The organism is Ammonifex thiophilus (assembly GCF_003368535.1).
Classification (GTDB): Bacteria; Bacillota; Desulfotomaculia; order Desulfotomaculales; family Ammonificaceae; genus Ammonifex; species Ammonifex thiophilus.
In genome coordinates this window covers 379,868-404,750 of the sequence record NZ_QSLN01000001.1, presented here as the reverse complement: position 1 = coordinate 404,750, position 24,883 = coordinate 379,868, and the positions used below count along the sequence as shown (strand labels likewise).

Here is a 24,883-nt window from a genome sequence, read left to right as displayed (position 1 = left end):
CAGAAACCTAGAGGAGGTTTTTAAGGCCGATGAGTATTAGGATGGCCCCACTCAAGAAAATGCTGAACTGCCCTAGAGACCACTTACCTATCCGCACCGCCGCCACCTTCACTCCCAGCTTTATCCCCCACCAAACGGCTACGAAACTTCCCAAGGCGGCGAAGAAGGAAACCCAGAAGGGGGAAAGCCCCAGAATACCGGCACCCAAGCCGTTGGTAAGGGCGTTGAGCGAAAGAGCCACCCCTAAAAGGACGGCTTCTGGTAGTTCGATCTCCCCCGAGCGGTTCCGGTCGGCCTTTTGGGGGGAGCGCAGAATTTCCCCCACGCCGCCTCTTTCCTCAGTCTCCGCCTGCTCGCTGCGCTTGCGCTGCTGCCAGGTGAGCAAGACCAGGCGCAAACCGATGATAAAGAAAAGGAGGGCTGCCGTCACGTTGGCCAGCAGATTTGGCAGTATCTTAGCAATGTACCCTCCGCAAATTATTCCGACATAGCTGAACAGAAAGGCTATAAGCGCTATTAAAGCGTTGTGTCTCATCTTTATTCTTATTCCGCAAATGCCATACGATAGCCCTGCTCCAAAATTATCTAGGCTTGACGAAATTGTGAGTAGAGCAATGGTGATCCAGTTCATCCTATCCCCCCAGCCTCAAGGCTTTTACCAGTATATGAGAGGGGCTTCCCAGCTGCTTGCAGGGGAAAGCGAAATTCCTCTTTTACCGGCAGGAGTTTTCGGGAGCGGGAACGAAGTCCGGAGAAAAAGGGGAGTTCCTGGAACCTCGAAGGAGCGCGGGGTGGAAAAAGTTGCAGGGAAGTAGAAAAGTTGCCGTGACCGGACAAGCCCTCCTCTCAAGGCGCTGGCAGGTGCTGGCGGGATCCCTGCTGCTATGCCTGTTCCTCTCCGCTCTGGTTTACACCTGGGCGCAGCTCAAGCCCCAGAAGCCAGTTCCCTCTTCAACAGCGGTCAAGATGATCGCCCCGCCACCCACTGAGCCTCCGCAGGCCCCGCCGAGTGCGGCTCCCACACCAGGAGAAATTCTTCTGCCGGGCGACACCCTGAAGCACCCCGTTTCCCCTTCAGAGGCGAAGGGGGTTAAACCCTTCTACCGCGCCGCCGAGGGTGGTAAAAGGGTGGCCCTCACCTTCGACGACGGGCCTTACCCAGGGCTTACCGAAAGGTACCTAGCTGTGCTGGAAAGGATGCACGCCCCGGCCACTTTCTTTGTTATCGGCTGCCGGGCCGAGCGCTACCCTCATCTCGTGAAGCTTATGCGAGAGAAAGGACATGAGGTGGGAAGCCACTCCTGGTGGCACGCCAACCTGGGGAGGGCAACTAAGGAAGAGGTGCGGAGCGATCTTGTCCGCACAGCCCGCGTACTGGAAGGAATAACCGGGGAGCCGGTGAAGTTCTTCCGCCCCCCTTACGGAGCTGTGAACTCGGGGGTGCTAGAGATAGCGGAAGAGCTAGGCGAGAAGGTGGTGCTGTGGGATGTGGATCCGCGGGACTGGACCAACCCAGGTCCCCAGACGATGGTGAAACGGGTGCTAAGCCAAGTGCGCGACGGCAGTATCATCCTGCTGCACGAGGGACGTCCGGGGACGCTGGAAGCCCTGCCTACTCTGATAAGGGAATTGAGAAACAGGGGATACGAACTGGTAACCCTTTCGGAGCTCCTGCAGCCTGCACCGGAAAAGAAAAAGGCCGGCATCTCCATGCCCGCCGAGGAAAAAGCCGAGGCGAAGAAGGAGCATACTGCACCTTCGGTGACCGAGGCTACCTATCAGTCTCCTCTGGAAGCTGGGGCCGGGGAAAAAGCCCCGCCCGCCTTACGATCTCCGGAACCACTTCCTCCCAGGCGATAGCCATTATGTGGACTCCGGCCACGCCCGGTATCCTCTTTAAGGCCTGGATGGTTTCCACCGCGATGGCTATCCCCTCTTCCTGGGAATCAGACGCCTTGGCCATTCTCTCCCTAATCTCTTCTGGTATGCTTATCCCGGGAACGTTTTCGTGCATGTACTGGGCCATGCGAGCCGACTTTAGAGGAGTGACCCCCGCCAGGATGTAGACGCGGCGATCCAAGCCCTCTTCGCGCACCGACTCCATCCAACGGCTGAAGCACTCCAAGTCGAAAACGCACTGGGTCTGGATGAAGTCGGCCCCGGCCTCTACCTTCTTGGCCAGCCGCATTATCCTGAGCTCCACCGGGGCGCCGCAGGGATTCTCTGCCGCTCCAAGGAAAAAGCGGGGTTCAGGGCCCTTAAGCGGCACGCCACTTTGAAAGACCTTTTCGTCCCGGAGGCGCCTGACCATGTCCAAAAGCTGCACGGCGTCGAGGTCAAACACCCCTTTGGCTTCAGGGTGGTCGCCCACCGCCGGGTGGTCGCCGGTAAGGCAGAGCAAGTTGCGGATCCCCAGGCTGTATGCCCCCAGCAGATCGGCTTGGATGGCTATGCGGTTGCGGTCGCGGCAAGTCATCTGGATGACCGGCTCTACTCCTTCGCGCAAAAGATGCACCGCCGCCGGGATGCTGGCCATCCGCACCACTGCCGTTTGGCAATCGGTTACGTTGGCCGCGTCCACGTACCCTTTGAGTAGGCGAGCCTTGCGGATGAGCGGCTCGGCGGAAGCGTGCTTGGGCGGGCCTATCTCCGCCGTGACCACGAACTCTCCTTGGCTGAGCAACCTTTCTAAACGCGAACCGGACTTCATCCCCTCACCTCTTCCCTCACCAGCTTCCGCGGACCGCGTCCTTGGGCCAGCTGCCAGTTCTTGGGAGGAGTAAGATGCCGTAGCAGTTCCTCCTTACCGAAGCGCCGCAGCCGCTCGTAAATCAGAATCCAGGCACAGGGGACTTCGGGGTTTACCTCGCACCTTCCCTCCGACGCCCCGCCGCAGGGGCCGTTGAGCAGGCCCTTAGCGCAGCGCGTAAGGGGGCATATGCCGCCGGTCAGGTGTAGAAGACACTCCCCGCACAGACGGCAGTACTCCTCCCAGACTCCCAAAGCCGTCGGCCCGCCGGCCATCAAGGTGTCGAGCCCCGGCACCACCCACAGCTCCGGGAAAGCGGCCGCCAGGTACTGCACCCCTACCCCGCAACCCAGGGACACCGCCGCCTCCACTCCTTTAAGGGTTTCCCTCAGCGGCTCCAGGTACTCATACTCGCACTGCCGTTTGACCGTGAGGGGAAGGGTTAGCAGTTCTACTCCTCCCCTCACCCGACGCTCCAGCTCCAGCGCTTGAGCAAGCCTCCGGACCTCCCTCTCCCCTCCGGCCAGGCAAACAGCCACACAGGTTTCGCACCCTACGACCGCCACTTTGCGGTAAGGGCGCAGCTGCTCGGTCAAGAAGGGAAAAGGCTTAGGTTTGGCCACTATCATCCCTCTCTCGTCCTCCTTCTCAAGGGGCTCGGCCCCAACCCGGCCACCTTTTCCGCCATCTCCCAGGCTATCTCGGCGAATCTCCTTCCCATGGCCGAAGAGAGATGATACATGGCCAGACGCTCCGGTTCCAGACCTATTTCCTTCAGCAGCTGCCGGAGGTGTTCCACTCGCTTGCGGGCCCGGATGTTTCCCTTCTGAAAGTGGCAGTCCCCCTCCAGGCAACCAGCTACCAGCACTCCATCAGCCCCCTCGGCAAAGGCCTTTAAGATGAGCTCCTCCTCCACCCGCCCGGAGCAGGGAACCTCCACGATGCGGATGCCGGGGGGATACTCCAAGCGTAAGCTCCCTGCCAAATCTGCCGCCGCGTAAGCGCAGTAGTGACAGCAGAAGGCCACGATGATGGGCTCGAACTCCTTCACCCTCTCACCCCCAAAAGCCCGGTGACGGCTGCCGCCATCTGTCCCCGCCGGTAGCCTTCCAGCTCGATGGCCGCGTTGGGGCACTCCCCCACGCAGGTACCGCAACCCTGGCAAACCAGGGGTTCAATCGCTACCACCCCTTCTCCCGGGGAGTAACGCGGAGCTCCGTAAGGGCAGACGCGTACGCAGGTAAGACAAGCTACACACTTTGAAGGATCCACCCGAGCCACCTCCCCCTTGCCCTCGAGCTCCTCCTGGAGGAGGAAGGAAGCCGCTCTGGCCGCCGCCGCTTTAGCCTGGATAAGGCACTCCTTCAGGCTTCGGGGGCTGTGGGCCGTGCCGCAAAGAAAGATCCCCTCCGCCGCGAAATCTACGGGTCTGAGCTTCGGGTGAGCCTCCCAGAAGAAGCCGTGCTCGTCCACCGGTACTTTAAAGATCTGAGCGAGCTCCTTTCTGTCTGGGGGAGCCACCATGGGAGTGGCCAGCACCAGGAGGTCAGGGCGGAAGACCAATTCCTCCTCCAGGAGGGGGTCGAAGAGGGTAACCTTGAGTTCCCCTTCTTCCTCTTCCACCTGGGGAGGACGGTCGGGGGTATAGCGGAGGTAAACCACCCCGGCCGCTCTAGCCGCGTCGTAAAGCTTTTCCCGGAAACCGTAGGTGCGCACGTCTCGGCAAAGCACATACACCCGGGCGAAAGGCAGTTCCTCTTTCACCTGGCGGGCCAGGAGAGCCGTCTTGCTACAGCAGACCCGGCTGCAATAAGGACGCTCCGGAGTGCGGGACTCGACACACTGGAGGAAAAGGATTTCTTGTGCTTCAGTAAAACGCCCCCTCTCTTTAGCCCAGCCTTCTTCAAACTCCCATAAAGTGGTTACCCGGGGATTGGTGCCGTAAAGGAAGCTCCGCGGTCTATGGGGCAAGGCACCAGTAGCCAGGATGATGGCACCGCAACGCACTTCCTCGCCGTTGCTCAGTCTTACCCTGAAGTTGCCTACAAACCCTTCGCAGCTTATCGGAACCGTTTTGGTGCAAACCTTTATCCGTGGGTGGGATTGCACTTTTTCGGCAAGCTCGTGGCTCAGCTGGCGAGGATCTTCCCCATCAAGGCCGTAGTAGATTTCCCGCGCCTTCCCACCAATTCTCTCGGTCTTTTCCACCAGGATCACTTCTACTCCCTGATCAGCTAGGGAGCAAGCCGCGGTCAGGCCCGCTACCCCGCCTCCCACCACCAACGCCCGAGGAACGATGGGAACCCGGGCCGGGGAAAGGGGTTTGAGCCTGGCCGCTTTGGCCACCCCCATGGCGCAGAGCGCTTGGGCCTTGGCAGTGGCTGCCTCCGGGTCAGAATGCACCCAGGAGCAGTGATCCCTTATGTTAACCATCTCCAAAAGATAGGGGTTAAGCCCCACTTCCTGCAGGGTCTCGCGGAAGAGAGGGCGGTGGGTGCGGGGGGAGCAGGCAACCACCACCAACCGGTTGAGTCGATGACGAAGGACCGCCTTCTTGATTACCTGCTGGCTGTCCTGGGAGCAGGCGTAGAGGCACTCCCGGGCCCATACCACGCCGGGGAGTTGCCGGGCAAAAACCACCACCTCGGGCACCTTTACCACCCCGCGGATGTTGGTACCGCAGTCGCATACCACCACTCCGATCCGGGGCTCATCAGCCAGTTCCAGCGGAGGGGGATAGGAAGGAGTGACCACTCGGGTTCCCCGGACTTCCCTGAGCCAGGAGCTTATCTCCCCCACAGCGGCTGTGGCCTCCGTCACCGCTTCCGGTATATCCTTGGGCCCGGCAAAAGTGCCGGCCACAAAAATGCCCGGCCTGCCCGTACCCGTGCCCGCAAACTCTTGTGGACAGAAGCCGAAAGGCCCTGCAGGTATCCCGAGGTTCGCTAAGAGCTTGTCACCGAACGCCGGGGGGGCCAAGCCCAAGGAGAGAACCACCAGGTCGAAAACCTCCTCCTTCACTCCACCCTCCACCCAGCGCAGACGTACCCCTTCCCCGGCGGAGGTAAGACTGTGTATCCGGCAGGGGATAAAGCGCACCCCGTCCTCTTGGACTCGCAGGGCGTACTCCTCGAAGTGTTTGCCGAAGGCCCGCAGATCCATACCGAAGATCGCCGTATCCACCGCTCCCCGGGTGCGCTCCCGCACCAGGTGGGCCTGCTTGAGGGCGATCATGCAGCAGACGGAAGAGCAGAAAGGGCGGCCAAGGCGGCGGTCGCGCGAGCCCACGCACTGCAGCCAGGCTATCCGGCGGGGAAGGCTTCGGTCCTGCGGCCGGGCAACGGCGCCGCCGAAGGGACCGGAAGCGCTCAGGATGCGCTCCATTTCCAAGCTGGTGATCACTAGGCCGCGCAGATCTCGGCCGTAGGCCGGGGAAAGGCCGGCAGGAGAAAAGAGGGAAAAGCCGGGCGTTAAGAGTATAGCCCCAACGGAAAGCTCTCTTTCCTCCGGCTCCATCTCCAGGTCTATGGCCTTGGTCGGGCAGGCGTCCCGGCAGCGGCCGCAGCGGGTGCAACTCCCCCAGTCGATGACCGCCGCGCGGGGAAAGGCCTGGGGGTAAGGCTGGTATACGGCCTTGCGGCTTGATAGGCCCTGGTTGAACTCGTCGGGGACCTCCACCGGGCAAACTTGGAAGCACGCACCGCAGGCTCGGCACTCCTCCACCTTTACTCCCCGGGGATGTATCTTTAACTTCACCCGGAAGCTTCCCGGTTCACCGGAAAGACTCTCGACCTCCGCCCCGGTCAGGATCTCTACATTGCGGTGGCGGGCGCACTCCACCAGGAAAGGGGAAAGGATGCAGAGCGCGCAGTCCTCGGTGGGAAAGGTCTTATCGAGGTAGGCCATTCCCCCACCGATGCTGGGGCCCCTCTCCGCCAAATAAACGTAGAAACCCAGCCGTGCCAGCTCCAGGGAGGCCTGGATCCCCGCCACCCCACCCCCCACCACCAGTACGGCCCCTTCCTTTCCCATTCTCTCCCTCCTTCAAAGCTGCCGGAAGGTCTTGAGGTAGGAGTCGCAGTACACTTCGCGGTTCAAGATGAGGTTGGCGGTAGCCGCTACGTTAACCAGCTCCTCGTCCTCCACGTCGGCGATGGCCGCGTCCAAACCGCAGGCCATGGCCATGGCCAGGAAGGTACGGTTGATCAGCGGGCGATGGGGGCAGCCCTGCGATATGTTAGAAAGGCCCACCACCGTGCGGGGAGGGGGGCTGGCCAGAAGCTTCACCTGCCTTATGGTCTCCAGGACCTCGGGACCGTGATCCTGGGCCACGTTGACCGGCAGGACCAGGGGGTCGATGAAAAGGTCCTCCATGGGCAGGCCGTAGGTATCCGCCTGAGCCACCAGCTCCATGGCCAGGGCCAGGCGGTCGTGGGCGTCCTTGGGTACCCCCTTCTCGTTCATGGTAAGCCCGATGAGTGCCGCCCCGTACTTCACCGCCATGGGGAAGTAGATTTCCATCTTCCAGGGGTCGGCGGTGGTAGAGTTGATGATGGCCTTACCCCGGTGCACCTTGAGCCCCGCTTCTATGGCCTCCGGGTTGGTGGAGTCGAGACAGCAGGGGAGGGGACTCACTTCCTGCGCCACCTGGACCAGCCAGGCCAGGACTTCGGGCTGCTCCTCGGGCGGTACCGCCGGTCCGGTGTTGATGTCTAGGTATCTGGCCCCTCCCTGGGTCTGCAGGATGGCATGCTTCTTTATGGGCTCGGGGTCGCGCTTCATGATGGCCTCCCTTATGTCCCTGAACATGCCGTTTATGCGCTCGCCGATGAGAAGCATTTCCTTCCCTCCTTAGTACTGCTGGGGTTGCATCATGATCTCGATGTGCCGCTTTATTTCCTTCACCGATTCAGGATGCCGCACCACTGCTATGTGCCCGCCCGCGTGTATGAGAGAGGTGGCGGTCACCACTTCCCAGAGTACCGCCCGCTTCTTCTGCTCCCCCCAAAGGGGATCGTCGGGAGTTCTAGCCTCCTTAGTCTTCCACGCCTCCTGCCCCACGAACATGATCACCGGCTGAGAGAGCATTTTATCCCCCAGCAGGGCTCCGGTGCGCATCCTCTCGATGATGGAGTAGGCATACTCGATGCCGTACCCCAAAGCGCCGATGGAGGGATCCATGACGATGCGCTCCGGCTCCAGGTTCATCTCGGTTATGAGGATGTTCAGCTGCTTGGCCAGGTTGATGTCCAGGGGGCTGGTGGCGATGACGTTGTGCCCGTTGGCTATGCAGGCGGCCACGATGGTTTTGTAGTTCTCCTGGGTGGCCAGGCCTAAAAGGCAGTTCCTTCCTTTAAGGGCGTTGGCCACTTCCGGTAAAACGGCCGCGTCCTTCTCCTCCACATCGCAACCCAGCACGATAAGGGGGACATCTATCGCCTCGGCCACCGCCTGGGCTACGGCCGCCGCCTCCTCCGGCGAGGCGTCACCCCGGTCGGGATGGGTGCGGTTGAGACGTAGGGCCACAAGATCGGCCCCGTACTCCACGCACAGCTTAGCCCAGGCCGCCGGGTCGTTTAGCACGTCGGCGTAGCACTCGGTCAGGCACTCGGGCCAGTCCTCCGGCGTCATGTCCCATATCTCCAGGGCCACCACCGGACGGTTGGGAATCTCCCCCTCGAAGTGCAGGAAAGGAAGGGTGGTCTCTCCCCCCACCTTCACCTGCCGAGGACCGGTGCCCAGCGTGGTCTCCAGGATCCTTCCCCGCCAGCGCTCCTTGACTACAGTGAAGGTCATCTGCCTCTCCCTCCGTTACTCAAAGAATGCCCGTGCGCTTAAGGATTTCCTTTACCGCCTGCACCGCCGGCGCTTCGTCGGGTAGCTCCAGAAGCGGCCGGCAGTAAAGGTCATACTCCGCCACCAGAGGATCGGCCGGAACGGTCCCGGCCAAGGTGAGCCCCGCCTTCTCCACCTCCGGCAGAAGCACGTCGAGATCACCGGGGCGCACGCGGTTTATCACCAGGTACTCCTGGCCGACCTGAAGCTTCAGGCTGCGGGCCAGTTCGCTTATGCGGGCCGCCGAACGGACCCCCTTGACGGTGGCATCGGAAATAATAAAGAAAAAGTCCACGTTCTGGGTGGTGCGGCGGCTGAGGTGCTCCAGCCCCGCCTCGTTGTCCATCACCACATAGGGGTAGTTGGCCGCCATCTTTTTGAGTTGAGTGCGCAGCAAGTGGTTGACGTAGCAGTAGCACCCCGGCCCCTCCGGTCCTCCCATCACCAAGAGGTCCACATCCTTCCCTTCCTCCAGCGACTGGTGGAGGCGGTAGGCCACGAACTGGTCCTTGCTCATGCCGGGAGGAATCTGCTCCCGGTCTTCGGCCACCGCCTGCATGATGGAGGCGATGGAAGGAGGGGGCTCCATTCCCAGCGCCTGCGCCAAGTTGGCGTTGGGGTCGGCGTCCACCGCCAGGATGGGGCGCTTGCCCGCCGCCAAAAGGTGCTTGACCGTCAGGGCCACAAAGGTGGTCTTTCCGGTTCCCCCTTTTCCGGCTACGGCCAAAAGCAAAACCTGTTACGCTCCTTTCACCGAAGGGAAGAGATCAGCGTTGGTGTGCGGCAGGAAAAGGGCCGCCATGAACTCTTCCATGAAAAGATTTCCCACGCTCAGCTCCACGTAGGTTATCCGGCGGGCCAGCTCCGCCGTCTCCTGCCAGGCTCGGCGGGAAAGCAGGCAAAGCCTGGCCCCTTTGAGGGAGGTATTCCCTACATAGGCATACCTCTCCCGGGGAAGATCGGGCAGCATGCCGATACCGATCGCATCCTCCACGTCGATAAAGCGGCCAAAGCCTCCGGCGATGTAAACGCGCTCCAGCGCCGCCGCTTCCAGCCCCACCAGACTAAGCAGGGTGCGCAGGCCGGCAAAGATGGCCGCCTTGGCCCGCAGGAGGTTTTGCAGGTCCCCCTGGGTGATGTAGATGTCCCGGCCGTGCCCGGTGCTTTCCCCCCAGACCAGGACGAACTCCTTCCCCTCCACCCCTTCGCGCAGCCTGGGAGTGTTAAGCCCTTCGACGAAGCGGCCGCTGCGGTCTATGACCCCCGCCCGTAAAAGCGATGAGAGAAGGCTTATGAGCCCTGAACCGCAGATGCCCAGGGGCTTCTTCCCGTCCACCGTCCGGTAAAAAACTTCCCCCCCGCCGGGAGAAACCTCCACTTCCTCTATGGCTCCGGCCACCGCCCGCATGCCGCAGGTAATGCCGCTCCCCTCGAAGGCTGGTCCGGCCGAGCAGGCGCAGGCCATAAGCCACTCCCGGTTCCCCAGCACCATTTCCCCATTGGTGCCGATGTCCAGAAAGAGGGTGAGTTCCTCTTCCTCCCCCATTCCCGTGACTTTCACCCCGGCCACCACGTCTCCACCCACGTAGCTGGCTACCCCCGGCACCAAGTAAACCCAGGCCTCCGGATGGGCCTTTAAGCCCAGCTTCGCCGCCTTCACCGGCGGGGGCGCGTTGGCGGCGGGAACGTAGGGCTCCAGCCTTATGTAGGTGGGATCCAGGTTGAGCAGGAGGTGGATCATGGTGGTGTTACCTGCTCCTACCACTGCCCTTACCTCATCAGAGCCCACGCCCGCTTCCCGGCAGAGCTCGTCGATAAGCCCGTTCACCGTCTCCAGGATGGCCTGCTGCAACTCCTCCCGGCCCCTGGGGGTCTCGGTGGCGTAAACTATGCGGGATATCACATCGTCTCCAAAGGCCGCCTGGCGGTTGTAGGTCCCAGCCGTAGCCACCACTTGGCCGGTGGCCAGATCTACAAGCTCTGCCGCCACCGTGGTAGTGCCCAGGTCCACCGCCACCCCCCAAGCTCCTTCCTCCCTTCCTGCCGGCTTTACCCCCTGAAGCTCACACAAACCCTTATCGAGAAAGGCCAGTTCCACCTTCACTTGCCAGTCGGCCGCCCGCAGGGTCCGCGGGAGCTCGGGTAAAAGGTGCCGTACCGGCCATACGAGGCTGATGCCCTTTTGTTGCAAGGCCCAGCTCAGCCGACCCCAATCGTCAGTAGGGTCTTCCAGGGTGGGCGGGGAAAGGCTCAGCTTCTCCTCCCACCACAAAGGCTCCTTGGTCTGTAGAAGTAAGCCTTCCTCCGCCTTCAGCACCCGGTGGGCGGTGAGGATCGACCCCTCCGGTATAAAAACCACCACTTCCCCTTCGGGAACCGCCTGGCAGGCCAGCACCCACCCTTCTTGCCGCTCCCGCGGCGAAAGGCGGGGATTAGGGGGAAAGGTCACCTTTCCCTCCTGAACCTGCACCCGGCAGCGGCCGCACACCCCTTCCCCGCCGCAGGCCCCCTTGAGGACAATGCCCGCCCGCGCCGCCGCCTGCAGAAGGGTGTTCCCGGGCGGCACTTCCACCGTTATCCCTTGGGGGAGGAAGCGGATCCTAGGCATTCACAAGCCTCCTCAGTTACTCTGCCAGTACTGTTTGAGGAAGGCGGGAATGCCCGAAGACTCGCGCGGTCCTACCAGCACCTCCCAACCGGAGAGCTCCTGGAGCTTGCCGCTGAGCACCGCCACCCCGCCCGGTATGATGACCTTGCGGTGGACCACCTTCTCGGCGATACCGCTCTCTCTTAACGCCTGAGCTATCTTCTCCGGGGTGAACTTCCCGGCCGCCCAGGCGGTGAGAACCGAGGTGCCGTCGGTGTCCACCGTCAGGATGTAAGAAGGCACGCGGGAAGCTTCCACGTCCGACGCCACGCAGAAGTAGGTGAGGGAGAAGTTGGTAGTGACGAAGACGGGGGAGTGGGGTGTGACCGCGCCTATCTCGTAAACCTTGGGCTCCACCGCGATGGGCTTCTGCGGGTCGGTGTAGATGTTGAGCCGCAGGGTTACCAGCGGCAGAACCTCGGCCGGGTCGTCGGAGGCGAAGACCACAATGCCGGCGTACTTGGCGATGTAAAGAGCCGCCTCCATGACCCGGGTGGCCGGGTCCGGATCGGTGGCGAAGGTGATGGTGGGGAAGCCAAAGGGGCGGAAGCGCTTGAGCGCCTGCCTCCTAATTTGCGTCTGGTCAGCCAGCACCTGGTTGGGCCGGCGGGCCCCCGAATCCAGCACCAGCGCCGATACCCCGGCACCGGTAACCTGGTTGACCAGTTCGACCAGGCTAGCCAGGTTCTCCCCCCTCACCGCCAGGGGCACATCGAACTCTTTGGCCAGGGCGGCGAACTTCTCCCAGTTGTCTCGGGTAGCGGCATAGATCAAAGGCCGGCGCTCCTTGGCCACCTCTAAAGCCGCCCGCTGGACTTCAGGATTTTCGCTTATGAGTACCAGCGGCCAGTCGGTGGCCGCCAGTACGGCCTTAACGGCGGCCGCAAAGGTGGCCGGGTCGCCGGAGCGGCACTCGAGCGCTACCATGTCGGCGCAGTGGATCTGCCCCACCCGGTCGAAGCAGAGGCGCTGGAAAGCTTCCAGCCGCTCTCTAAGTCTTTCCTCGCCCTCGTCGTCCGGGATCAGGATGGCCAAGCCGGGCGGGTGCTCGAAGCGCTTGTCGTGGCGGAAGAGCACGGTCTCGTCTCCTATGGCTAAAGCTCGGTCGCCCACGCCGATCTTCACCAGCGCTATGGGGGGAGCAGAAGCCGCACCCAGCGCTGCCTTGGCCTCCTCGCTCACATAGGGGCAGGCCTCTATCGAGGCCTTGCCCGCGGCCAACTGCATGGCGAAAGCCAGGCAGGTGGGCTGGCCGCACTCCTTGCAGTTCTTTTTGGGTAAAAGCTTGTAAATTTCCAGACCGGTAAGCCCCATTGCTCTTCCTTCTCCTCCTTAAATTTAAAAGAGGGGATCCATGGTTAGGGCCGGATGACCCTTTTCTTCCAAGAAGGGAAGAATCTCCTCTGCCGTAACCCCCACGGTTTCGTCGGCGATTTTGTCCACGAAATCCCTCCCCAGGCCCTCCTCCTCAGCCCTCTCCTCCAGCACCGGCCGCATTTGCTCTTTAAACTCTTTCGGCATCCATACCACCCGTGCCAGGCCCCCGTCAGCACGCACGAATTTCTTGGAGGCCAAGTAAGCCTTGCCTATGCCCATGAAGCCCGGCGTCTGCACCCCGCCGCCCACGCTGCCGGCCAGGGTGGAGAAGGTCATGCCGCAGGGGGTCATGCCGGGATACTCCCGGTTGACGATCATGAAGCCGTTGCACTCGGGCAAGATGACCATGATGGCTTCAAAACATCCGCAAGAAGTCAAGGGGTACTCCATGATGGTGTAGAAGTTCACCCGCTCGATGGTCCCCCGTGAGTGCTCGTAGATGAACTGATTGCAGGACTCCCACTGCCCTTTCCACTCGTCTATGACCCCCTTCTTGGGTACCGGCTGGTTGCAGCCATGGGGGTTAATCTCGTAAGCGGCTTTGGCGTCGAGCCAGCTCACCGCCCCGCACAGCCCCACCCGCTCCGGCAGAACGATGCAGACGTGAGTGGGGGCGAAGGTCTGGCACAGGGTGCAGGAGTAGAAGGTGTCCACCGCCTCGTCGCTGAGCTCTTTGAGCCTGGCGTCGCGCCGGGCGTAGGCCTGGCGCGCCTCCTCGCGCAGGGCCAGTACCTTTTCTTCGTCGGTGTAGATGGTCACCTGGACGCGGTCGATGACGTTGGCGAACTCCGACTTGATTTTGGCGTACAGTATATCACCGAAGTGCCGCACCCGGAAACCGGCTTTGAAGGCCGCCTTGGATATGCGCACCCAGATGATGTCCCGCTGGCCCATGTGCCACACGCCCTGGGCGTAGTTGATGAAATAGTGGAAGCGCCGCTCGATCACCGGCTCGAAGTCCTCCTGCATCTTGCGCCCGTAGACGTCCACCACGATGCCCAAGGGCAGCCTTCCGCCCTCCGGCACCGAGTCCACGTCCGGGCCTATGACCTCGATCTTCCCGTCCTCCACCTCGTGGGCTTCGCGCGTGCGCACCAGCTCGAAAGCGGGAGTGCGCTGGCCGCCGAACTCCACGTGCATGTCTCCCTTGCGCACGCTCTCCCCTTCGAAGGCGGGGCCGTAGGCCACCGGCACCGGTACCTTGGTGACGGTTATCTTGAGTCCCCGCACCTCGATGGCCCGGCTCACGATCTTGTCGTGGGGCACGTTGGAAACCACGTGCTCGTAGGTACAGACCCCGTAGGGGAGTATCTGGGGGATATCGGTGTCGGCGATGGTGGGGAAGCCAAAGTTGATGGCCCCCGCCGCCTGGGCGTACTTCTCGTCGTCGACGTGCCCCAGGGCGATGACAAAGGCGAAGACCCGGTTTTTGTTATAAAGTAGCACCCGCCGGAAGTCCCCCGGCTTGACATTGCCGAAGGATAAAGCCACACGGGTGGCGAAGCCTAAAGAGAAGACCGTGGCCGTGATGTCCTTGCCGAAGGGGACCAGCCTGGTATCCCATCCGAGCTCCACCCCTTCTTCGGCCAGTTGCTCGGCCATGCTCTTGCCGTCAGTAGAGGCAGACATGAAAACGTAAAGGCTCTTTTCCTGCAGTTCCCGGGCGATCCTGACCGCAATCTCGTTGGTGGGAGCTGCCCCTATGATGGCCGCAAATCCCGGCGCCGTGCCGTCTACGAACTCAATGCCCCTTTTGCGCAGGATGGCATCGTCGGCCGCTCCCAGCCAGATGTTGCCGTTGACCGGCGCGGAGGTCATGGTGTAGGGGGGAGGATCTTCCAGGTATTTAAGTGCCTCGATTATTTCGTCGGCGAAGAGGGTAGCCATGCCCGCATCTAAAGCCGGACCGAGGTAAGGAAGCCACAGCCTGGGTTCGGGCTCCGGCGGCAAGAGGGCCTTAGCCTGCTCCAGCACCGGGATCATGTCCCCGATCTTTTCCACGGCGATGCCGGTGATGCCGTAGATGACCGGGAGGTAATAGCCGGTATTGGGAAAGGCGACGGGATGATCCGGCCCGTACTTCGCCAGGGCCTCCTTCAGGGCCTCCTCCGCCCGGGATACTATCCTGTGCGCTCCTCTTATAGCCGCCGCAGCAATTATCCTAGACAACTTCGAGCTTCCTCCTCATATCCATGTCGTAGAGTACCCGCTCTTTGGCCACGTCGATGCCCAGCGCCTTGCGCTTGGCGTCGATATGGGCGATGATGGTGCGTGCCATGGCCACCGGATCGGGCTCGTAGAACCAGTGAGCATTCACGTAATCCTTCATGCCGCCGAAAACGAACTCGGAAAGCTTCGCGCTTCCCGTTGTGGGAAAGGCCACGCCGAAACCGACCGTGACCCCACTGGCCACGAAATACTGCCCTATGGCGATAGCCTTTTCGCTCATCCACTCCGGGGCACACCCGCAGAGCGGTACTTCCGATATGTCTTCTCCCAACCCCCCTTCCTTGACGATTTCGGTAGCAGCTATCAAGAGCCGGCTGTTGTCCACGCAGGAGCCGCAGTGGAGCACCGGCGGCATGCCTACCGCTTCGCAGACCTCCCGCAGCCCCGAGCCGGCCATCTCGGCCGCCTCCGGCACGAGTAAGCCCTCTTTGGCACAGTTGATGGCCGCGCAGCCCGTCACCAGCACCAGCACGTCGTTGGCGATGAGCTCGCGCACCAAAGTAGTGTGTAAGTCACCGAAACGCACCCGGGGGTTGGAACAGCCCACCACCGCCGCCACCCCCCGTATGCGGCCGTTGATAATGTTGTCGTTAAGTGGCCGGTAAGAAGCCCGGAAGCGCCCACCCAGGATGTACTTGATGGTCTCGTGGCTGAAGCCGGCGATGAGGTCCATCTCCTCGACGGGAATCTCCACCTTGCGGCGCTGGGGAAAGCGCGCTATGGCCCGCCGCACTATCTCCTTGGCCACCTCCAGCCCCCGGTGGTGGTCAAACTCCAGGTGGGTTACCCCGGGAAGCCTAGCTCGGGAAGAGGTGGTGAAGAGCTCCGTGTGGTAACAGCGGGCTACCTGCCCCAACCCCTGCATGATACACTGTACATCGACCACCATGGCCTCCACCGCCCCGGTGGCGATGGCCAACTCCTGCTGAAGGACGCTTCCCGCCACCGGCACCCCCTTGCGCATGAGGATCTCGTTGGCCGTGCAGCAGATGCCCGCCACGTTTATCCCCTTAGCCCCTACCGCCCGGGCCTGGGCCAGCAATTCCTCGTCCCTGACGGCCAGGAGAATGAGTTCGGGTAAAAGGGGCTCGTGCCCGTGCACGATTATGTTCACGTGATCGGGCTTGAGCACCCCTAAGTTGACTTTAGCCCTTATGGGCACCGGCGTGCCGAAGAGGATGTCCTGTAGCTCGGTGGCAATCATGGAGCCGCCCCATCCGTCCGCCAGGGCCGTGCGCATGCCGTGCAGCATCAGGTGCACATATTCTTGGTCCACCCCCATGTGGGTGCGGTGGAGCATCTCCACGATCTCCCGGTCGATCCCCCGGGGAATTATGCCGAGCCTCCGCCACACCTCCTGCCTCTTCTGCGGAGCGCGGCGAACAAAGCTCAGCTCCCCTTCCTGCTGCCCGAACTCCGTCAAGGCCTTCAGGGCCACCTCCTCGGCCAGTTGGTTCTTGCTCTTGCCGACGGGATCGATTCCCAGATCCTGGGCCACCGCCCAGAGCTTCTCCTCATCCTTTATCTCAAAACCGGGTGCCTCCCCTCGCGCTGCGGCCAGGAGAACCAAAGCCACCTCCCGCGCGTGGTCGGAGTGCGCCGCCGCCCCCGCCGCGACCATCCGGCAAAAGTTGCGGGCCGCGATGGTCTCCGCCGTGGCTCCGCATACCCCGGCGTCCTGCCCATCGTCCTTTACGCGGCAGGGCCCCATGTAGCAGAGGCGGCAGCAGGTTCCCCCACTACCGAAGGGACAGGTCTTCTTTTCTCGCACCCGGTGGAAAACCGTGGTGACCCCTTCACGGGAGGTCTTTTCGATCATCGCCTGAGTAGCCTTACAGCTGGTAAAAGCTTCTGCTTTCAATTTCTTCGCCTCCTCCAAGCTTTAGGCCCGCGCTATGCTGGCCGGCACCGACCCCCAGGGTGCCTCTAAAGGAAAGAGGGCAGCGGCCGCGGGGGAGAAGGCCGGCACCGCGGCCACTCCCCGGGGAAGTGCCTTGTCCAAGTGAACCCGGGTAGTGAAGGCACCGTATGGCGTGGAGACCTCCACCACCGCTCCCTCTTCTAGCTCCTCCTCTGGGGAAAGGGCAACGAAGTTACCTTCGTAGGGGAGGAGAACCTCTAGGCCGCTCAGCTTCAGCCAGTCCTGCCGGTAAAAAGACGGGTAAAAGGCCAAGGCGGTAAGCTTCAGCTGGCTATCTCCCCTGCCGGGCCCTACCTCCCCCAGCTCCCAGAAGCCTAGCTTCCTTTCGGCCGGCACCAGCCCAAACTCAGGAGTTACTGCCTTAATCTCGTTAAGCAGGAGTTCTTGCGCCGACAAGTTCAGTTCAAGGTTCATTTTCGCCGCTAACAAGGCGAAAACCTGCCAGGGCATCAAAATCCGGGGAGAAAGGGCGGAGGAAAGGTGGTGCTTCTCCCCGTGGGTGGCGATGATTGTACCCCCCGTCTCCGGCAGGGAGGCTAGAGGGAGCACCACGTGGGCCTTCTCGGCCGTCTTGGTCAGGGTAAGATCCTGCACCACGAGAAAATCAAGTTCTCCAAGCTTGGCGGCAATGCTCCCGCTGCCGGGGTAAGAGCCGAGCGGATCTTCTCCCAGGAGGTAAAGCGCTTTCACCGGGCTTCCCGGCCTTAACATGGCGGTTAAGCTCAGCCCCGGGGTCCCGTTAGGCACCCTCCCCCAGAAAGCGGCAAATTCGCTTGCTGCCTCGGAAACTGGTCTTAAACCCGGGAAGAACTCCGCCACCCCTCCCAGGCGCCAGACCCCCTGAGCGTTGACGAAGGCGGAGGTGGGAAAGAGGGCCTTTTCCCGCCGCCCGGTGAGCAGGAGTAGGTTGAGCGCAGCCTTGCCCGTGGCCGGCGATACCCCGTCCACGGGAAGCAGCAATACACCCCGTGCTTCCTCAGACCATAGCTCGGCCGCCCGGGCCAGGTTCTCCTCCGGCACGCTCACCTCTACGCGGGCTAGTCGCTCCACCTCCTCCGCAAAAGAGGCAAAGTAAGGCACCCGCTCAGCCAGCGTGCGGTAGGTAGGTTTCTGGAGAATGAGCCAGGCTAGGCGAGCCAGCACCAAGGGCTCCTCCCCGGGCAGGGCCTGCAGCCATACATGGGCCAAGCGAGCAGGTCGGTCTTTGTAAAACCCCAGGTAGATAAGCTTGGCCCCTCTTCCCACCGCTCGCTTGAGATATCCCCAGGTGGCCGGGACCCGCTGGCAGACGTCTCCCACCAGCAGAATGACATTGGCCTCCAACACGTCTTTCCAACTGGCGTAGCCCTCCGGGCCCCCGGTCACCGCATCCGCGTGCCGCAAAAGCTCCAGTCCCGCCCCCACCCGCAAGCCACAGTCCACGTTGTTGGTTCTGAGTCCGGCCCGGAAAAACTTCTGAAAGGCGTAAGCCGTCTCACAACTGACCAGCGGGCTTAAGATTCCCCCCACCCCTTCGGCACCGTAACGCTCGCGGGCCTGGTGAAGATTCTCCGCCACCAGAGACAGCGCCTCGTCCCAATCGACAGGTACCAGCTCCCCGCCCCGGCGAACAAGGGGCGTGGTGAGACGCTCGCCGCTCTGGAGGTACCCGTAGCCGAAGCGCCCCCGCGCGCAGAGGTAAGCCACCGGCCGAGGGGAGCTCACCTTGACGATCTCCCCCCTGCGAAGGTGATAGTTGAGTTCGCAAGCAGCGCCGCAGTAAGAACACCGGCTGGGAACCTTCTCCAGCTCCCACTCTCGCCCTTTACCTAGGCGCGCCTTCTCCATCAGCGCCCCCGTGGGGCAGACCGAAACACAGCTCCCGCAGAAGTCGCAGCCGGACTCAAGCAAAGGACGGTCAAGCGGCGTCCCCACGCGGGTCTCGATGCCCCGCTTCATGAAGTCGAGAATGTCCGCCCCCTGAGTACGGCAGACACGGATACAGCGCCCACAGAGGATGCAAAGGTTATAGTCGCGAACAATGAAGAGGTCGTCTTTGACCTCGTAGCCGGGATCGCGCACCTCGAAAAAAGGGCGCTTGATGCCCAGTTCGTAAGCGTACTGCTGCAACTTACAGTCCCCGCTCTTGTCACAACTGAGGCACAGCCCCGGGTGGCGCGAGAGCAGAAGCTCTAAGACAAACTTGCGCGCCTCGCGCACCCTCGGGGTGTTGGTGTGCACCACCATACCCTCCGCCACCCGGCGCATGCAGGCCACCACCAGCCCCCGCACTTTCTCCACTTCGACCACGCAGAGGCGGCAGGCACCCGTACCCTCCAGGCCCGGGCAGTAGCAGAGATGGGGGATTTCTATCCCCAGAGCTTCCGCCGCGTGCAGGATGGTGGTCCCTTCCGGAACCGTGACCTCCCTACCGTCAATCGTGAGGGTAACCATCCCGGCCAAGAGTCTTCTCCCCTTTCTGGACGAGTGTCACACCAGTTCGATGGCGTTTTCCGGACAGGCCGAAACGCACACCCCGCAACCGTTACACTTGGCCGCCAAGATAAAGTAAGGGTGGTTATCCGTGCTGTAAGGCACATAAGGATCCCCTATAATGGCCCCTGTGGGGCATAAGGCCCGGCAGAGGTCGCACTGCGTGCAACGCTCGGGGTCGATACGGTAGCGGATGAGCTCAGGACAAGCGTGTTGCGGGCAGTTGCCTTCGCAGTGCGCCTCGAACTCCAGCGCTGCCTCCTCCAGGCTCTTGCCTAGTTTCTCCAGCGCCTCTTGCCCGAACTTGCACCGGGCGGTGAGTACCACCCCTTGGGCCAAAAACCGCAGCTCCTCCAGCTCCCTCTTATTCGCCCTCCCCTTCTGCAGACGGTTCAGGAGGTCGAACACCAGTGGCGCCGCCACCAAGCAGGGAAGGCAGCGCCCGCAAAGTTTGGAGTTGGCAAATTCCTCGTACTCCAGGTAGGCCCGCTTCACCGCACAGAGCTGGGCTTCGGCCACGGCTTTTCCCCTCCCGCCGCCTCTAAGTAAATAGCTCCTACAGGGCAAACTCCCAGGCAGGCACCGCAGCGCTTACAAAGGTCGGGCTCGATGTAAAACCCGTCGCGTCTCTCTAGAATGGCTCCGTGTGGGCAGGTGTCCCGGCACCAGCCGCACTGCACACAGTCTTCGCCGATGACGTACTTCCCCACTTTGGTGCAGGTCCGCGCCGGGCAGCGCTTCTCCCTGATGTGTGCCTCGTACTCTTCCCGGAAGTACTTAATGGTGGAGAGAACGGGGTTGGGGGCACTCTGTCCCAGGCCGCACAATGAAGTTTCCTTGATCTTTCTCCCCAACTCCTCCAAGAGCTCTATGTCCCCTTCCCGCCCCTCACCGGCCACTATGCGGTTGAGAATCTGCAGCATCTCATAAGTGCCTATCCGGCAGGGAGGGCACTTCCCGCACGACTCCTGCTGGGTGAAGTTGAGGAAGAAGCGGGCAAACTCCACCATGCAGGTTCCCTCGTCTACCACCACCATGCCCCCCGAGCCCATCATGGAGCCGAGCCGGGTCAAAGACTCGTAGTCCACCGGCGTGTCGAGGTATTCTTCGGGGATGCAGCCACCCGAAGGGCCTCCCGTCTGTACCGCCTTGAGCCGTGCCTCCCCCAGCATCCCCCCGCCCAGCTTTTGCACGATCTCCCGTAAGGTCATCCCCATAGGCACCTCGATAAGCCCGGTGTTCCTCACCTTGCCGGTGATGCAGAAGGCCTTGGTGCCCTTAGAGGTCTCGGTGCCGTACTGGGCGTACCATTCTCCCCCTTTAAGGATGATGATAGGTATGTTGGCAAAGGTTTCTACGTTGTTGAGGCAGGTGGGCATCCCCCACAGACCCTTTTCCACCGAACGGGGAGGGGTGACGCGCGGAGAAGGGCGCTTCCCCTCGATCGACATCATCAAGGTGGTGGACTCGCCGCAGACGAAGGCCCCCGCTCCTTTCTTGAGCTGGATGTCGAAGGAGAAGCCTGTGCCCAGGATGTTTTCTCCTAAAAGTCCCCAAGCTCGGGCCTGCTCCAGAGCTATTCCCAGGCGTTTTACCGCCAGGGGGTACTCTTCCCGGACGTAGATGTAGCCCTCCCGGCAGTCGCCGATGGCGTAGGCGCAGATGATCATCCCCTCGATGATCGAGTGGGGATCGCCCTCCATCAGGCTGGCGTCCATGAAGGCCCCCGGGTCCCCTTCGTCTCCGTTGCAGATCACGAACTTGCGCGCTCCAGGAGCCCGGCGGGCCCCCTCCCATTTTACCCCCGTGGGGAAGCCGGCCCCACCGCGGCCTCTCAGCCCCGACTTCTTTACCTCCTCGATCACCTCTTCCGGGGTCATCTCGGTAAGCACCTTGGCCAGGGCCGTGTACCCCCCCACCGCCAGGTAGTCCTCTATGTCCAGGGGGTTGATCTTCCCCAGGTTCCTCAGAGCGATCTTCAGCTGGTGCCGGAAGAAAGACATGTCCTCCGGGCGCCGGCAAATTTCCCCTGTCTGAGGGTCGCGGTAGAAGTGCTGCACCAGCTCCCCACCCCGCTTGAGCACCACGTCTACGACCTTGGGGACATCCGCCGCCGTGACCCGGTGCAGGAACCAGCCGCGCGGCTCCACGGTGATGACCGGAGCCCCCTGGCAGAAACCCTGGCACCCGGTAGGTACGATTTGCGCTTTTACCCCTTGGCGGGCTATCTCCTCCTGAAAGGCGCGGAAGGTCTCTTCCGCCCCGGCGGCCAGGCAGCCCGTGCCCTGGCAGACCTTGACCACCAGCCCCGCCCGGGCTCTCTTCTCCGCCAGCTCCCGCACCATTCTTTCCAGCATATGCCGGCTAGTGATCCTGGTCACGGTTTTCCCCCTGCCTCAAGGCGGCGAGCAACTTCCCGGGATCGCTGGCGGTAAAGACCTTTTCGTTGATCATCACCACCGGAGCCAGAGCGCAGCACCCCACGCAGTTGACCGCCTCCAAAGTAAAACTGAGGTCGGGCGAGGTTTCCCCCTCCTTGAGTCCCAGCTCTTCCGAAAACTTGGCCAAGACCCGCTCCGAGCCCCGCACGTGGCAGGCCGTGCCCCGGCACACCTTGATAACCGTCTTGCCGCGGGGGGCGAAGTAAAAGCGGGCGTAAAAGGAGGCCATGCCGTAAAGCTCGGCCAGCGACACCCCCATCTCCTCCGCTACCACTTCCATGGCCTCGGGAGGGAGATAGCCGAACCGCCCCTGAATGTCTTGCAAGATGTGAGTGAGTACCCCCTCCCTGCCCTTGTACTTGGCCACTATTTCCCGCGTGACCGTTACCGCTTCGCTCATCCTACCCGCTCCTCTGCCAAAGCTTCTTTAATCTTCTCCACCGCCTCCTGAAAGGCGGGACCAGGAACCCCATCCCCAGACCACAAAGCCTCATCGAAGGGAAGCAGGGCTATCACCTTGCCTGGAAAGGCCCGGTTTATCGCTTCCGCCTCCTCCAGCGTCCGCACCTTACTTCCCACCACTGCCACCCGCTTTATCGCCAGATCGGCCGCCAGCCTATCCACCAGGAAGGCGGTGTGCAGGCTGCGCCGGTTGGGCTCGGTCACGATGAGCAGGACATCCACTCCCCGCGCCGTACCGCGAGAAAGGTGTTCTACCCCGGCCGGCATATCCATCACCACTACCTCATCTTGCTCCAGCAGGAGCGCAGTGATGATGGCGTGAAGGAAAGCGTTTTCCCGGCAGTAACAGCTCGTGCCCCCCTTCTTGAGTTCCCCTAAGCGCAGGAAAAAGATGTTGCCCGCCCGGAAGCAGAACTCTTCCAACATGGTGGCCACCGGGGGATTCAGGGAGAAAAAACTTCCCTCCCCTCCCATGACCTCTCTTATCTTCTCCTTTAGCTCCACTACAGGAACAATGCGGCTGGTCTCTTCCTCGCTAAGCCCTAAAGCCAGGGCCAAGGAAGCGTCCGGATCTGCGTCCACGGCATAAACGCGCCGGTGGGTGGCGGCGTAAGATCTTATGAGTGCCGCCGCCAGGGTAGTCTTGCCCACCCCTCCCTTGCCCGATATGGCCAGCTTGATCCCCTGCCCCAACTCTCTCCCCTGCTAGCCTTAGAGCTTTAGCCGTATTTTTAGCACGCCCATAAAGGGGGAACAAAGGCTTCGGGCTTGAGCGGGCAGATTTGCTCGCCTAAACGCAGGAAAAAATCTTTCACCGGCACGGGGAAAAGAAAAAACGGAAGGGAGAACCTTTCGGGGGAAAAATTCAGAACATAAGATAGCGGCGGCGGAGAAAACGGTATTCCCACCAGTAGCCCAGGAGGGAAAGCAAGAAGAATATTCCTAACGCCAGCTTCCAGGCATAAAGCCTGCGTTCAAGACCAGCAATACGGGCATCTTTTTGAGCGATAATTTTCTGGATCTCCTCTTTCTCGCTGTAAACCCTCTCTTTCTCACGCTCCAAAAGCTCCTTTTCCCGCAGAAAAGAGCAAAGGAAGCTACGGGCACCGTAAAGGGCTTCGCTCAGCTCCTTCACCCGCACCTCCAGAAGGTAAGTTTCGCTCCGTTCGGGGCCGGGCTGTAAAGCGTTCCAAAGCACGTGCCCTTCTGCCGAAGGAAGCTTCACTCCCAGGAAGTAGGCCAGGGTAGGGGCTACATCGGCAAGGCTTACCGGAGGCAGGGTCACTCCCGCCTTTACCTCCGGGGCCTTAAAAGCCAGGTAAGGATCCCCGGTAGTGCCGGTGAGGCAAAAGAAGGTTCGGTCGAATATCTGTTGACTGTAGCAGAACTGGAGGATCCGGCCCACCTGGGTATCGGCCTCCTTGACGGCTCGCAGATAGTCCTTCTGGCTCCCTCCGGCGGCCCGCACCAGCGCCGGCCCCCGCCAGACCACCACCAAGAGGTAAGGCTGCTCCTCCCGAAGGCAGGCCAGCACCTTATTGGTCAAAGAAGTATCGTCGGGAGCACGCACCAGCTTGACTTTCTCCTCTGGAGGCAGTCTCCATTCCTCCTTACCGGCCAGGAAAAGAAAGACTCCCGTCTGCCTAGAAGCAAGAGAGCGGAAGATGCCGGGAACGGCGGGCAGGTCTTGGAAGGAAAAGCAACGATGGCGCTCAGGCTGAGCTCCGGTGAGCAGAGTGGCCAGCGCCGCAGCGGAAGTATCGGGGAAAACACCGCTTACCTTCTCGGCCCTCGCCCCCGCTGCTCCCACCCCACTTATGTTAGGGGTAAGCGAGGAGTTGACTGCTTGACGGTCGAGGCCGTCGACCACCAGCACCAGAAAGCGCTCGGAGTGAAGCGGTTTTCCCTCTTCGGCCCAGGCGGGTAAAGCCCAAAGCAAAAAGAGGCAAAGCGCGAGTTTAAGCCAGCGCCAGGGCATAAAAAGCGCCCTCCCCCGAACTCTTCCTAAGAGCTAGTTTACGGAGCAGGAGGGCGCTTTTAGAACTTAGGTTAGTTGGCTTCGGTCTTGCTCTGACTCTCTAGCAAGATGGCCTCCAGGCGCTCTATCCTCCGGAGAAGATCCTCCCACTCGCGCCGGGAAACCCAACCCCACTGGTAGCGCCACCTCTCCAACCTCTCCTTGGTGGCCTGACATAGGCTGGCGTGCTCCCTAGCACCCCGCTTTTTGAGCTCCTGCCAGAGCGAGCGCGCTTCCTGGGAAGAAGCCTTCCCCTTCTCCTTAAGCTCTTGAGCCAGCTTCTCCAGTTTTTCTTTGGCCAGGGAGAAAGCTCCCATCCCTACCCATACGACCTCTTGCAAAACTCCCGCCATTCTCTCTCCCCTTTCCGGGTAAGGCCTACCTTTTAACAAAAGTCTACTCTAACCGACGTCTGATCGCAACTCGCACACTCCTTTGGTGCGCGTCAAGAGTTGGTAGGTGGTTCGGGAGAAAACTTCCCTTCATGGAGACCTCGCCGCCCAGTATAGTCCCGGTACCTATGCCATTAAGGGATCAAACTACTGAGGCTAGGCCGGCTTAGTTCCCGCAACACGTGCTTCACCCATGGAGCTCCTCTAGACTGCCCCCCTCAATGCCGGCAAACTCGCGTCTCGGGCCAGCTCCCTGCTTCCTCTATCTTCCATAAGCCGCCGGCTCAACTGGGTGTCTTTCCCTTCTCAAAAACGGCTTCTCTTCTGGACTCTCCCTCCTG

Annotated in this window: 20 protein-coding genes; 1 reads left to right on the top strand and 19 read right to left on the bottom strand. The window is 61.6% G+C overall.

The annotated features are described in order from the left end of the window. Positions 1-7 precede the first annotated feature (7 nt). On the bottom strand, positions 8-631 hold the full coding sequence (gene ytaF / locus DXX99_RS02200) for a sporulation membrane protein YtaF (protein ID WP_115791867.1): 624 nt from the start codon (positions 629-631) through the stop codon (positions 8-10). 170 nt (positions 632-801) lie between these two features. On the opposite strand from ytaF, the gene DXX99_RS02195 reads away from it, so the two are divergent. Then, positions 802-1,860, top strand: coding sequence for a polysaccharide deacetylase family protein (locus tag DXX99_RS02195; RefSeq protein ID WP_134642933.1), 1,059 nt, complete (start codon positions 802-804; stop codon positions 1,858-1,860). Here DXX99_RS02195 and DXX99_RS02190 read toward each other — a convergent pair. From DXX99_RS02190 to DXX99_RS02105, 18 genes are all read right to left on the bottom strand, one after another. Continuing rightward, a complete protein-coding gene (locus tag DXX99_RS02190) occupies positions 1,772-2,710 on the bottom strand; it encodes a methylenetetrahydrofolate reductase (RefSeq protein ID WP_115791865.1) in 939 nt (312 codons plus the stop codon). The genes DXX99_RS02195 and DXX99_RS02190 overlap by 89 nt on opposite strands. Beyond that, positions 2,707-3,378, bottom strand: a complete 672-nt coding sequence (locus DXX99_RS02185; RefSeq protein WP_115791864.1) for a methylenetetrahydrofolate reductase C-terminal domain-containing protein — start codon at positions 3,376-3,378, stop codon at positions 2,707-2,709. Before DXX99_RS02185 ends, DXX99_RS02190 begins: the two co-directional genes overlap by 4 nt. Continuing rightward, positions 3,375-3,800, bottom strand: a complete 426-nt coding sequence (locus tag DXX99_RS02180) for a hydrogenase iron-sulfur subunit (protein ID WP_115791863.1) — start codon at positions 3,798-3,800, stop codon at positions 3,375-3,377. The genes DXX99_RS02185 and DXX99_RS02180 overlap by 4 nt, the downstream gene beginning before the upstream one ends. Further along, positions 3,797-6,781, bottom strand: a complete 2,985-nt coding sequence (locus DXX99_RS02175) for a 4Fe-4S binding protein (protein ID WP_115791862.1) — start codon at positions 6,779-6,781, stop codon at positions 3,797-3,799. Before DXX99_RS02175 ends, DXX99_RS02180 begins: the two co-directional genes overlap by 4 nt. A 12-nt stretch (positions 6,782-6,793) precedes the next feature. Then, positions 6,794-7,588, bottom strand: coding sequence for a methyltetrahydrofolate cobalamin methyltransferase (locus DXX99_RS02170; RefSeq protein ID WP_115791861.1), 795 nt, complete (start codon positions 7,586-7,588; stop codon positions 6,794-6,796). Between the two features lie 12 nt (positions 7,589-7,600). Beyond that, entirely contained in the window at positions 7,601-8,545 is a 945-nt protein-coding gene (locus tag DXX99_RS02165; RefSeq protein ID WP_115791860.1) for an acetyl-CoA decarbonylase/synthase complex subunit delta, read from the bottom strand. Between the two features lie 19 nt (positions 8,546-8,564). Further along, positions 8,565-9,317 (bottom strand): ATP-binding protein, encoded by a 753-nt coding sequence (locus tag DXX99_RS02160; RefSeq protein ID WP_115791859.1) that lies wholly within the window; start codon positions 9,315-9,317, stop codon positions 8,565-8,567. 6 nt (positions 9,318-9,323) lie between these two features. Then, positions 9,324-11,192 carry an ASKHA domain-containing protein gene (locus tag DXX99_RS02155; protein ID WP_115791858.1) on the bottom strand — a complete coding sequence of 623 codons (1,869 nt, stop codon included), beginning with the start codon at positions 11,190-11,192 and terminating at the stop codon, positions 9,324-9,326. A gap of 12 nt (positions 11,193-11,204) precedes the next feature. Continuing rightward, positions 11,205-12,545, bottom strand: coding sequence for an acetyl-CoA decarbonylase/synthase complex subunit gamma (gene acsC / locus DXX99_RS02150; protein WP_115791857.1), 1,341 nt, complete (start codon positions 12,543-12,545; stop codon positions 11,205-11,207). 24 nt (positions 12,546-12,569) lie between these two features. After that, positions 12,570-14,777, bottom strand: a complete 2,208-nt coding sequence (gene acsB / locus DXX99_RS02145; protein WP_115791856.1) for an acetyl-CoA decarbonylase/synthase complex subunit alpha/beta — start codon at positions 14,775-14,777, stop codon at positions 12,570-12,572. After that, positions 14,770-16,698 (bottom strand): anaerobic carbon-monoxide dehydrogenase catalytic subunit, encoded by a 1,929-nt coding sequence (gene cooS / locus DXX99_RS02140; protein ID WP_115791855.1) that lies wholly within the window; start codon positions 16,696-16,698, stop codon positions 14,770-14,772. Before cooS ends, acsB begins: the two co-directional genes overlap by 8 nt. A 21-nt stretch (positions 16,699-16,719) precedes the next feature. After that, the gene (locus DXX99_RS02135; RefSeq protein ID WP_240610782.1) at positions 16,720-19,191 is read right to left on the bottom strand and encodes a molybdopterin-dependent oxidoreductase; all 2,472 of its coding nucleotides are present in this window, start codon (positions 19,189-19,191) and stop codon (positions 16,720-16,722) included. A 36-nt stretch (positions 19,192-19,227) separates the two neighbouring features. Continuing rightward, positions 19,228-19,749 (bottom strand): 4Fe-4S binding protein, encoded by a 522-nt coding sequence (locus tag DXX99_RS02130; protein ID WP_134642932.1) that lies wholly within the window; start codon positions 19,747-19,749, stop codon positions 19,228-19,230. Beyond that, a complete protein-coding gene (locus DXX99_RS02125; RefSeq protein WP_240610781.1) occupies positions 19,722-21,575 on the bottom strand; it encodes an NADH-quinone oxidoreductase subunit NuoF in 1,854 nt (617 codons plus the stop codon). Before DXX99_RS02125 ends, DXX99_RS02130 begins: the two co-directional genes overlap by 28 nt. Positions 21,576-21,594: 19 nt before the next feature. After that, positions 21,595-22,071 (bottom strand): NADH-quinone oxidoreductase subunit NuoE family protein, encoded by a 477-nt coding sequence (locus DXX99_RS02120; RefSeq protein WP_115791851.1) that lies wholly within the window; start codon positions 22,069-22,071, stop codon positions 21,595-21,597. Then, complete coding sequence (locus DXX99_RS02115) at positions 22,068-22,826, bottom strand: ATP-binding protein (RefSeq protein ID WP_115791850.1); 759 nt, start codon at positions 22,824-22,826, stop codon at positions 22,068-22,070. The genes DXX99_RS02120 and DXX99_RS02115 overlap by 4 nt, the downstream gene beginning before the upstream one ends. Before the next feature lie 172 nt (positions 22,827-22,998). Beyond that, complete coding sequence (locus DXX99_RS02110; RefSeq protein WP_115791849.1) at positions 22,999-24,111, bottom strand: alkaline phosphatase family protein; 1,113 nt, start codon at positions 24,109-24,111, stop codon at positions 22,999-23,001. A 71-nt stretch (positions 24,112-24,182) separates the two neighbouring features. Then, positions 24,183-24,503 (bottom strand): phasin family protein, encoded by a 321-nt coding sequence (locus DXX99_RS02105; RefSeq protein WP_115791848.1) that lies wholly within the window; start codon positions 24,501-24,503, stop codon positions 24,183-24,185. Positions 24,504-24,883: the final 380 nt, after the last annotated feature.

Coding starts and splice junctions, on each gene's coding strand:
- ytaF (WP_115791867.1), bottom strand. CDS start 631: ATGAACTGGATCACCATTGCTCTACTCACAATTTCGTCAAGCCTAGAT.
- DXX99_RS02190 (WP_115791865.1), bottom strand. CDS start 2,710: ATGAAGTCCGGTTCGCGTTTAGAAAGGTTGCTCAGCCAAGGAGAGTTC.
- DXX99_RS02185 (WP_115791864.1), bottom strand. CDS start 3,378: ATGATAGTGGCCAAACCTAAGCCTTTTCCCTTCTTGACCGAGCAGCTG.
- DXX99_RS02175 (WP_115791862.1), bottom strand. CDS start 6,781: ATGGGAAAGGAAGGGGCCGTACTGGTGGTGGGGGGTGGGGTGGCGGGG.
- DXX99_RS02170 (WP_115791861.1), bottom strand. CDS start 7,588: ATGCTTCTCATCGGCGAGCGCATAAACGGCATGTTCAGGGACATAAGG.
- DXX99_RS02165 (WP_115791860.1), bottom strand. CDS start 8,545: ATGACCTTCACTGTAGTCAAGGAGCGCTGGCGGGGAAGGATCCTGGAG.
- DXX99_RS02155 (WP_115791858.1), bottom strand. CDS start 11,192: ATGCCTAGGATCCGCTTCCTCCCCCAAGGGATAACGGTGGAAGTGCCG.
- acsC (WP_115791857.1), bottom strand. CDS start 12,545: ATGGGGCTTACCGGTCTGGAAATTTACAAGCTTTTACCCAAAAAGAAC.
- DXX99_RS02135 (WP_240610782.1), bottom strand. CDS start 19,191: ATGGTTACCCTCACGATTGACGGTAGGGAGGTCACGGTTCCGGAAGGG.
- DXX99_RS02125 (WP_240610781.1), bottom strand. CDS start 21,575: ATGGTGCGGGAGCTGGCGGAGAAGAGAGCCCGGGCGGGGCTGGTGGTC.
- DXX99_RS02120 (WP_115791851.1), bottom strand. CDS start 22,071: ATGAGCGAAGCGGTAACGGTCACGCGGGAAATAGTGGCCAAGTACAAG.
- DXX99_RS02110 (WP_115791849.1), bottom strand. CDS start 24,111: ATGCCCTGGCGCTGGCTTAAACTCGCGCTTTGCCTCTTTTTGCTTTGG.
- DXX99_RS02105 (WP_115791848.1), bottom strand. CDS start 24,503: ATGGCGGGAGTTTTGCAAGAGGTCGTATGGGTAGGGATGGGAGCTTTC.